The following is a 9,394-nucleotide window of genomic DNA, read 5'->3' as shown; positions in this document are numbered from 1 at the left end:
CGCCCGGCGGGCGCCGCGAGGGCGTACACGCTCGCGAGGTGGGTGATGTGCGCGGCCGGTGCGGTGCGCAACGCGGGGAGCAGTGCTTTGGTGATCGACACCGTGCCCCAGAGGTTCACGTCGGTCAGCCAACGCATCTCCTCCATCGTCAACTGGTCGAGCGTGCCGAGCATCGAGGATCCCGCGCAGGTGATCAGCGCGTTGATGTGCGGATGCTGCCGGATGATCTCGTCGGCTGTCGCGAACACCGCGGAGTCATCGCGAAGATCGACGACGTGCGTGGTGACGGAGGCGGCACCCAGCTCCGCGGCCAGCGTCGACAGCGCCTCCTGGTCGTGGTCGATCAGCGCGAGATGCACCCCTCGCCCGGCGAGGAGACGAGCGATCTCGGCACCCATCCCGTGGGCCGCGCCGGTGATGACGGTCGTGCTGCCGGCCAGGGCGAGTCGCGCCATGCCCCCTCCTCCCTGGGTCGATCGGAGCGAGCCGTGTGAGGTCGGGGCGACGCGAGCCGATAGCGAACATTCTGGCCCACAGGAACGGGGAGCGGAACGGGTACGCTCGATGCAAGGAGGTTGCGGTGGGACGAACTGCGGATGCCATCGCGGAAGGCGTCGCGATTGCGACAGCTGCCGCGCGCCTCGCCGTCAAGAATCACATCCTGATCGGCACGATCGCCGAGAACGGAATCTTCGACACGGACAAGTACGTCGCCGACGCCCGCGAGGCGCTTCGCGCGATGGCCGAGGAATCCGAAGAAGTCGAGCGGAACCTCGTCGCCCTGCGCAAGCGGGCGCGGGGTCGTCACTCCGACCCGTCGGGCACCCATGACTACCGCGACCGCGACGTGCGCAACCTGCGACGTCGCGCCAAGCAGTCGCACGGCGTGGCCTCGAAGCTGCGAGAGCTCATGGACGACGAGGCGGCGCTGCGCACCATCGTCGAGGAGGCCCGCGCGGGCGCCTGGGCCGACGTGCGGCACAACCTCGATCGCCGGCTTCGTGTCGAGGGGATGCGCCCCGATCAGGATCCCGATTACGACCGCATGCGCGAGGCGCGGATGCAGGCGCTGCGGCTCGTCGACCTGCAGGCCCTGTCGTCGCAGCAGCGGGCGAAGGCCAAGCGCAACGAGCCGAAGGACCCGGACCAGGCCGAGTGAGGCGCCGATTCGCATTCACGCGGAGACTGTTATAGGCTGTTCCACGGCCCGCTGAGCGGTCCAGGAGCGCCCGTAGCTCAATGGATAGAGCATCTGACTACGGATCAGAAGGTTAGGGGTTCGAGTCCCTTCGGGCGCACATCACATGAGATCCCCGTCGCGAAAGCGGCGGGGATCTCTGCATGTCGGGGAGTGCGCAGCCGCATCCGGCGCGCGCTGCGAAGGAGAACTCGCGCAGCGAAGGGCCGCACGCGGAGTTCCCTCCTTCGTTGCGAGAGATCTCCTTCCCAGAGGCAGGGCGACCAGATGAGCGGGCACTCCGCGCGGCGGCGAATGTGGGCTGCGGATCAGTCGAGCAGGCTGGTGATCGCCGGATCCCGCCGCGCGTAGTCGGCGGCGGTGGTGAGGATGACATCGCGCATAGCCGCGACGGCGACCGCAGGGGTGACATCCGCGCGGTGCGCGAGGCTCACGGTGCGCCGCATCATCGGGTGCGTCAGTCGCACCGAGCGCAGCGCCGGCTGGTCGAACAGCACCATCGCGGGCACGACGGCGACGCCCACTCCTCGTTCGACGAAGCGGAGCACGGCATCCATCTCCGCCCCTACCAGGACGTGATTCGGGGTGATGCCCGCGGAGCGGAAGGCCGCGTCAGTGGTCGCGCGCAGCTCGTAGGTCTCGTCGAGGGCGATCAGCGGCAGTGTGGCGAGGTGCTCGAGGCCGATCGCGGGCGTGATCGCGACGGGAGGCTGGGATGCCGCCGAGACGACGACCAGCTCCTCGGTGAGCAGCGGCATGCGCGTCAGGCTGAACCCCGACGGGGGCGGGCCCGTCGATTCGGTGATCAGCGCGATGTCGACGGCGCCGACGGCGAGTTGATCGACCAGCAGGCGTGATCCGCTCTCGTCGAGGTGCAGGTCGACACCGGGATGGGCCGCATGGAACGCGCTGACGGCCTCGGCGACGAGGCTGATGCACAGGGTCGGGGGAGCGCCGAGGCGCACGCGTCCGCGTCGGAGCCCGGCGAGCTCGCCCATCTCGTCGCGGATGGCCTCGGCTTCGGCGAGCATCCGCTGAGCGCGGGGGAGCAGCGCCTCACCGGCGGCGGTGAGTGCGATGTGGCCGCGCGCGCGGTGGAACAGCTCCGCGCCGAGCTCGCGTTCGAGGGTCGAGATCTGCCGACTCAGCGAGGGCTGCGCCAGGTGAAGGTACTCGGAGGCGCGGGTGAAGTGGCCGAGGCGGGCGACCTCGACGAACCCGCGGAGCTGCTCGAGGTTCATGTCTGCAGTCTATCGATTCCAGTAGAACTATGCATTGGAGTTATTAGGTCGCCCTAACTAGCGTCGAATGCATGAGTACTCGCGAACGTCAGATCTCCACCACGGTCCTCGTCATCGGGACCGGCGGATCCGGGCTGCGTGCGGCGATCGAGGTCGCCGAACACGGCATCGACGTCCTCGCCGTCGGCAAACGCCCCCGACAGGATGCCCACACCTCCCTCGCCGCCGGCGGCATCAACGCCGCTCTCGGCACCATGGACGAGGGAGACAGCTGGCAGCAGCACGCCGCCGACACCATCAAGGAGAGCTACCTGCTCGCCAACCCTCACACGGTCGAGATCGTGACGCAGGGGGCTGAGCGCGGCATCCGCGACCTCGAGCGCTGGGGCATGGACTTCGCCCGAGAGGACGACGGTCGCATCTCGCAGCGGTTCTTCGGCGCGCACACCTTCCGTCGCACGGCCTTCGCCGGCGACTACACCGGTCTCGAGATCCAGCGCACCCTCGTCGCCAAGGCCGAGCAGCTCGAGGTGCCGATCCTCGACCACGTCTACATCACGCGTCTGCTCGTACGCGACAACGTCGTGTTCGGCGCCTACGGCTTCGACCAGTCCGACGGCACTCGCTACCTGATCCACGCGGATGCCGTGATCCTCGCCGCGGGCGGACACAACCGCATCTGGCGCCGCACCTCGTCTCGCCGCGACGAGAACACGGGCGACTCCTTCCGCCTCGCCGTCGACGCGGGTGCACGCCTTCGCGACCCCGAGCTCGTGCAGTTCCACCCCTCAGGGATCATCGAGCCCGAGAACGCTGCGGGCACCCTCATCTCCGAGGCCGCCCGCGGCGAGGGCGGCATCCTGCGCAACGCCCTCGGTGAGCGCTTCATGTCGAAGTACGACCCCGAGCGCATGGAGCTCTCGACCCGCGACCGGGTCGCGCTCGCCGCGTACACCGAGATCGCCGAAGGCCGCGGCACCGAGAACGGCGGCGTCTGGCTCGACGTCTCGCACCTGCCCCGCGAGACGATCATGACCCGCCTGCCCCGCGTCTACCAGACGATGATGGAGCTGCAGATGCTCGACATCACCGCCGAGCCGATCGAGATCGCGCCCACCGCGCACTACTCGATGGGCGGCGTGTGGGTGCGTCCGGAGGATCACCAGACCGATGTCGACGGACTCTACGCGATCGGCGAAGCGTCCAGCGGCCTGCACGGGGCGAACCGCCTCGGCGGCAACTCGCTGATCGAGCTGCTCGTCTACGGGCGCATCGTCGGACAGGCCGCGATGGCGCACGCGGCGGGACTCGACGCCCAGCGTCGCTCAGCGGATGCCGTGGCGCAGGCCCGAGCCGAGATCGATGACCTGCTCGCCGCGGACGGCCGCGAGAACGTCCGCGCTCTGCAGCGCGCGATCCGCAACACCATGACCCAGCACGCGGGCGTCGTGCGGTCCGAGGAGGGACTGCGGGCGGGCCTCGCCGACCTCGACATGATCGAGGGCCGGATGGAGGACATCGGCATCCACCCCGACATCGCGGGGTTCCAAGATCTCGCGCACGCGTTCGATCTGAAGGCGTCGGTGCTCGCCGCCCGTGCCACGATCGAGGCGGCGCTGGAGCGTCGGGAGACACGCGGATGCCACAACCGCAGCGACTACCCCGACACCGACCCCACGCTGCAGGTCAACCTGGTCTGGTCGCCCACCACAGGAGTCACGCACGAGCCGATCCCGGAGATCCCCGCAGAGATCGCGGAGCTCATGCGCGAGGTCGACACCGAGGGCAAGCTCGTCGAGTAGCCCGCATCCGAACTCGCTCCCGTCGCAGGGTGCATCGCGACGGGAGCGGCCGGGTGACTGGGTGAGGTAGGAGTCGCTCAGTCGCCCTCGTCGGTCTCCGGACCGTCGATGACCCCGATCCCGACGGCTTCATGGTCGGGCTCGGGGTCGTTGCGTGCCGGGGCCTTGGGCTCCTCCGCAGGCTCCTTCTCGGTGCTCGGCTCCTCGAGCTCCTCGGTACTCGGGACCTCAGAAGGGTCGGCGTCTTCGGGGGAGTCGGCCTCGGCCGGCTTCTCGGCGGTGTTCCCCACATCCTTGAACTCCCCGGCGTCGCCGGACGACGGGGTCGGTGTCGGCGTCTGCGCCTCGGGGTCGAGGCCGGAGGTCGGGTCCTGTGCGGGTGTGCTGTTCGTCATGATCGTCCCTTTCGCATCGAGTGCACCCCCAGGATGCGGTGTGCACTCGCCGGGATGAAGGGGCTTGACGGCGTCGGTCGTATCGTCCGTGGCGCGGATCACGACGTACGCTGGGGAGGTGACAGCGTACGTCTCGGCCTTCGATCTCTTCTCCATCGGAGTGGGCCCCTCGAGTTCCCACACGGTCGGGCCGATGCGGGCGGCACTCGAGTTCGCCCACCGGCTCCGCGCGACCGGGGAGCTGACCCGTGTCGCACGCGTCGGCAGCACGCTCTACGGCTCGCTCGGTGCCACGGGAATCGGACACGGAACGCCGGATGCCGTCGTCGCGGGCCTCCGCGGACTCGATCCCGAGACGTGCGATCCGGCCGAGGTGCGCGCCGCGTGGACCGACCTGCGCGAGGGCGCCACGCTGTCGATCGACGGCGTGCACGAGGTGCCGTTCGTCAAGGGCGACATCGTGTTCGCGCCCCGCACCAGACTTCCCGGGCACCCGAACGCCATGACGATCACCGCGTGGGATGCCGAGGCGGGCATCGTCGCCGAGGAGACCTACTACTCGGTCGGCGGCGGGTTCATCCGCAGGGATGGCGAAGCCGAGAAGCTCGCGTCCGCGCCGCTTCCGTATTCCTACGCAGATGCCGCGTCGCTGCTCGCGCTCTGCGACGAGCACGGCCTGTCGATCGCCGAGATCGCCCGCCTCAACGAGACGGCCGAACGCAGCGAGGACGACGTCGCCGCCGGGCTCGATGCGATCTGGGACGCCATGGCGGCCTGCGTCGACGCGGGCCTGCACTCCGACGGTGTGCTCCCCGGGATGCTCAAGGTCAAGCGGCGCGCGAGCCTGATCCGCGCGCAGCTCGAAGACGCCGAGGCCGACGGGCATCGCGAGCTTCCTGGCGAGTGGCTGGGTGCCTTCGCGCTCGCCGTGAATGAGGAGAACGCCGCCGGTGGGCGGGTCGTCACGGCTCCGACCAACGGCGCGGCCGGCATCCTTCCCGCCGTCGCGATGTACTGGTGGAGATTCCTCGCCGATTCCGGGCTCGGGGCAGGCAACGCGGTGACCCCGTACGGCGAGCTCGTCGGCAGCGCGCTGCTCGGCTTCGACGGCGCGCGGGCGATCGAGTCGGCGCAGACGGAGGGTGACGAGGTCATCGCCGAGGCGAACCGCCGCCGCGGCATCCGCCGTTTCCTGCTCACAGCCACGGCGCTGGGATCGCTGTTCAAGGCGAACGCGTCGATCTCGGGGGCGGAGGGCGGATGCCAGGCCGAAGTCGGCTCGGCCTGCGCGATGGCCGCGGGTGGCCTGACCGCCGTGATGGGCGGGACGAACCGGCAGATCGAGAACGCCGCCGAGATCGCGATGGAGCACCACCTCGGACTCACCTGCGACCCGATCGGCGGTCTCGTGCAGATCCCCTGCATCGAGCGCAACGCGATCGCGGCATCGACCGCCGTCACCGCCGCACGGCTCGCACTCCGCGGCGACGGCAGCCACTACGTCTCGCTGGATGCCGTCGTCGAGACCATGCGTCAGACCGGCATCGACATGTCGACCAAGTACAAGGAGACCAGCGAGGGCGGCCTCGCGGTCAACGTCATCGAGTGCTGAGCCGGCTCCCCCGCGGCCGTGTCGGAGGCTGCGGCTAGCCTTCTGCAGAGGGAGGCGACTGTGGAATCGATCTGGACACCGGGCAGCCGTCGGCGACGAGAGCAGCCGGTCGTGGCGGTGAGCGCGAACGACGATGCGCCGGAGCCGGGACGACTCTGGCCCACGAGCATCCCCGCGGTCGCGCAGGTGCTGCGCGAGGGGATCGACCTGTCTCCCGGAGTGACATTCCTGGTCGGCGAGAACGGCAGCGGCAAGTCGACGATCGTCGAGGGAATCGCGATCGCCTACGGTCTCTCGCCCGAGGGCGGCTCGCGGTTCGCCAGGCACAGCACCCGAGCCACCGAATCCCCGCTGTCCGAATGGCTCCGGCTTCAGCGAGGCGTCGGCGCCGATCGGTGGGGATTCTTCCTGCGGGCCGAGACGATGCACTCGTTCTACACGTATCTCGAAGAGAACCCCTCATCGAGCGGCGACGTGCCGTTCCACGAGATGAGTCACGGCGAATCCTTCCTCGCCCTGCTCGACAGCCGCTTCGATTCACCCGGTTTCTACTGTCTCGACGAGCCCGAGGCGGCGCTGTCTTTCCAGTCGACGCTGACGCTCATCGCGGTGCTGCAGCGCATCGTCGATGACGGAGGACAGGTGCTGTGCGCCACGCACTCGCCCGTGCTCGCCGCCCTTCCGGGCGCGCAGATCCTCGAGGTCGGCGAGTGGGGCATCCGCCCGGCCGAGTGGGGAGATCTCGAGATCGTGAACCACTGGCGATCCTTCCTTCAGGACCCGCCGAGGTACCTGCGCCACCTGCTCGATTAGGGGTCGCCGCCGCGGTCGCCCGGGCGGATAATCAAGCATGACGAACGCCGCGGTTGTCGAGATCTCAGGTCTGCGGGTGCGGCGCGGGAGGACGCAGGTCTTCGACGGCATCGATCTGACGATTCCGCGCGGGGAGATCACGGGCCTGCTGGGTCCGTCCGGATGCGGCAAGACCACGCTGATGCGCGCGATCGTCGGGGTGCAGCGGATCGCCGGCGGCACGGTGACAGTGCTGGGGGAACCGGGCGGATCATCGCGGCTGCGGCATCAGGTCGCATACGGCACCCAGGGCACGGCGGTGTACGGCGACCTCACGGTGCGCCAGAATCTCACGTACGTCGCCGCTCTGCTGAAAGCACCGAGGGGCGACGCCGATCGGGTCATCGAGGAGGTCGGACTCGGTGCTCAGGCCGGCCGACTCGCCGGATCGCTCAGCGGTGGTCAGGCCACGCGGGTCTCGTTGGCGATGGCCCTCATCGGCTCACCCGCGCTGATCGTGCTCGATGAACCGACGGTGGGGCTCGATCCCGTGCTGCGGGTCGAGCTGTGGGATCTCTTCCGCGCCCTGGCCGGTCGCGGCGTCACCCTGATCGTCTCGAGCCACGTCATGGATGAGGCGCTGCGCTGTGATCGGCTCGTGCTCATGCGCGCCGGACGGATCATCGCCGACACGAGTCCGGAAGCATTGCTGGAGGACACCGGGACGTCCGATCCCGACGCCGCGTTCCTCGCCCTCATCGCGCAGGACACCAGGGCGCACCACGGACACGTGCGAGCCCGTACGCGGCGCGAGCGACGGGAGCAGGCGGAATGAACGCCGGACGGATGCTCGCCACGGCGGCCCGCGTGCTCGGGCAGCTGCGTCACGATCCGCGTTCGATCGTGCTGATGGTGGTCGCGCCGAGCCTGCTCGTCGGGCTCTTCGCCTGGCTGTTCAGCGATCAGGACGGCGTCTTCGATCGGTTCGGCGGCGCGATCCTCGCGCTGTTCCCGTTCATCGTGATGTTCCTGATCACCTCGATCACCACCCTGCGTGAACGACGCTCGGGCACTCTCGAGCGGCTCATGACGACCCCGCTCGGCAAGGCCGACTTCATCCTCGGATACGCGCTGGCCTTCGGGCTCATGGCGCTGCTGCAGGCGGTCATCACGGTGTCGTTCGCGGTCGGGGTGTGCGGACTCGAGGTCGAGGGCGAGCTCTGGCAGCTCGGGCTCGTCGCTGTCGTCGACGCCCTGCTCGGGACCGCGCTCGGACTGCTCGCCAGCGCCTTCGCGCAGACCGAGTTCCAGGCCGTGCAGTTCATGCCGCTGCTCGTGTTCCCGCAGATCATCCTGGGCGGGTTGTTCATGCCGCGTGATCAGATGCCCGACGTGCTGCACGCGATCTCGGACTGGCTGCCCCTGAGCTATGCCATCGACACGGTCAACGCCGTGACGGCGGGGGATGAGCGGTGGGACGTCTTCGGACCTCTGCTCGTCGTGGTCGCGTTCGGGGTCGGCGCGCTCGTGCTCGCGTCGCTCACGCTGAGGCGTCGCACCCCCTGAGGGAAGACCGGATCAGCGCTCAGCGCGAGGCGCGGTTCTTGGTGTGCCTGGTCGGTGTCGCAGCCCACGGGTCCTCCGGCCACGGATGCTTCGGATAGCGCCCGCGCATCTCGGCGCGCACCTGGGCATAGGGGCCCGACCAGAATGACGCGAGATCGTCGGTCACCGCGAGCGGACGTCCGGCGGGGGAGAGCAGGTGGAAGAGCACCGGCATGCGACCGTCGACCAGCCTGGGCGTCTCGGCCCAGCCGAAGCACTCCTGCAGCTTCACGGCGACGACCGGCCGCGAGGTCGGATCATCATGCGGCGGGTAGACGATGCGGATGCGTGACCCGGTGGGCACCTCGAGCCGGTCGGGTACGAGGTCGTCGAGACGCACTGCGTCGGGCCACGGCAGCAGGCGGCGGAGCGCCGAGGTCAGATCGAGTCGACTCACAGGGGTGCCTGCGGCCAGTGCATCGAGCTCCGGTGCGAGCCACGCGTCGAGTTCCGCGAGCAGTCCGACATCCGACACATCGGGCCAGGGCTCGCCGAGCGCGTGCCGCAGCAGAGCAAGGCGACGGCGCAGAGCATCGGCGGTGTCCGCCCACGTGAACATGCCGAGCCCCTCGCGTCGGAGAGCCCGGCGCACGGCGTCGCGTCCCTCCTCGACCGATGCCCGCACCGGTGCCGATGAGCGCAGGATCGCGCCGACGCGTCGCTCGCGACGTGCCTGCACGCGCCCTCCGATGAACTCGGCCTCGACACGGTCGGTCATGAGGTGACTCGCGGCCTTCTCGATCTGGGCC

The 9,394-nt window shown here is 69.4% G+C and carries 10 protein-coding genes and 1 tRNA gene; 7 read left to right on the top strand and 4 right to left on the bottom strand.

The window, feature by feature from the left end:
- The coding region (locus RTM68_RS14520; protein ID WP_312172191.1) for an SDR family oxidoreductase at window positions 1-455 on the bottom strand (455 nt) is incomplete at its 3' end.
- A gap of 125 nt (window positions 456-580) precedes the next feature.
- Between RTM68_RS14520 and RTM68_RS14515 the strand changes: the two genes are divergently transcribed.
- Window positions 581-1,159, top strand: coding sequence for an asparagine synthase (locus tag RTM68_RS14515; RefSeq protein WP_312172189.1), 579 nt, complete (start codon window positions 581-583; stop codon window positions 1,157-1,159).
- Window positions 1,160-1,225: 66 nt separating this feature from the next.
- Window positions 1,226-1,298 (top strand) — tRNA-Arg (locus tag RTM68_RS14510).
- A gap of 208 nt (window positions 1,299-1,506) precedes the next feature.
- Here the strand turns inward: RTM68_RS14510 and RTM68_RS14505 are convergent.
- A complete protein-coding gene (locus RTM68_RS14505) occupies window positions 1,507-2,439 on the bottom strand; it encodes a LysR family transcriptional regulator (protein WP_312172187.1) in 933 nt (310 codons plus the stop codon).
- Between the two features lie 71 nt (window positions 2,440-2,510).
- Between RTM68_RS14505 and RTM68_RS14500 the strand changes: the two genes are divergently transcribed.
- Window positions 2,511-4,241: an FAD-dependent oxidoreductase gene (locus RTM68_RS14500; protein ID WP_312172184.1), complete on the top strand. Its 1,731-nt coding sequence runs from the start codon at window positions 2,511-2,513 to the stop codon at window positions 4,239-4,241.
- 77 nt (window positions 4,242-4,318) lie between these two features.
- Here the strand turns inward: RTM68_RS14500 and RTM68_RS14495 are convergent, their stop codons facing one another.
- Entirely contained in the window at window positions 4,319-4,636 is a 318-nt protein-coding gene (locus RTM68_RS14495) for a hypothetical protein (RefSeq protein WP_312172182.1), read from the bottom strand.
- Window positions 4,637-4,754: 118 nt separating this feature from the next.
- Here RTM68_RS14495 and RTM68_RS14490 point away from each other — a divergent pair, with 118 nt between their 5' ends.
- From RTM68_RS14490 to RTM68_RS14475, 4 genes are read left to right on the top strand one after another with little or no spacing between them, the layout of a single operon-like run.
- The gene (locus RTM68_RS14490; protein ID WP_312172180.1) at window positions 4,755-6,248 is read left to right on the top strand and encodes an L-serine ammonia-lyase, iron-sulfur-dependent, subunit alpha; all 1,494 of its coding nucleotides are present in this window, start codon (window positions 4,755-4,757) and stop codon (window positions 6,246-6,248) included.
- Window positions 6,249-6,308: 60 nt separating this feature from the next.
- Window positions 6,309-7,061: an AAA family ATPase gene (locus RTM68_RS14485; RefSeq protein ID WP_312172178.1), complete on the top strand. Its 753-nt coding sequence runs from the start codon at window positions 6,309-6,311 to the stop codon at window positions 7,059-7,061.
- Window positions 7,062-7,098: 37 nt separating this feature from the next.
- Window positions 7,099-7,875: an ABC transporter ATP-binding protein gene (locus tag RTM68_RS14480; RefSeq protein WP_312172175.1), complete on the top strand. Its 777-nt coding sequence runs from the start codon at window positions 7,099-7,101 to the stop codon at window positions 7,873-7,875.
- Window positions 7,872-8,606, top strand: coding sequence for an ABC transporter permease (locus RTM68_RS14475; RefSeq protein ID WP_312172172.1), 735 nt, complete (start codon window positions 7,872-7,874; stop codon window positions 8,604-8,606). Before RTM68_RS14480 ends, RTM68_RS14475 begins: the two co-directional genes overlap by 4 nt.
- Window positions 8,607-8,625: 19 nt before the next feature.
- Here the strand turns inward: RTM68_RS14475 and RTM68_RS14470 are convergent.
- Window positions 8,626-9,394, bottom strand: a 769-nt coding sequence (locus RTM68_RS14470) for an ATP-dependent helicase C-terminal domain-containing protein (protein ID WP_312172170.1), incomplete at its 5' end; no start/stop codon positions are given.

The sequence above is a fragment of the Microbacterium sp. genome (genome assembly GCF_031988965.1).
Lineage (GTDB): Bacteria > Actinomycetota > Actinomycetes > Actinomycetales > Microbacteriaceae > Microbacterium.
The sequence above is the reverse complement of the archived record's forward strand: the minus strand, read 5'-3'. Positions and strand labels throughout refer to the sequence as shown.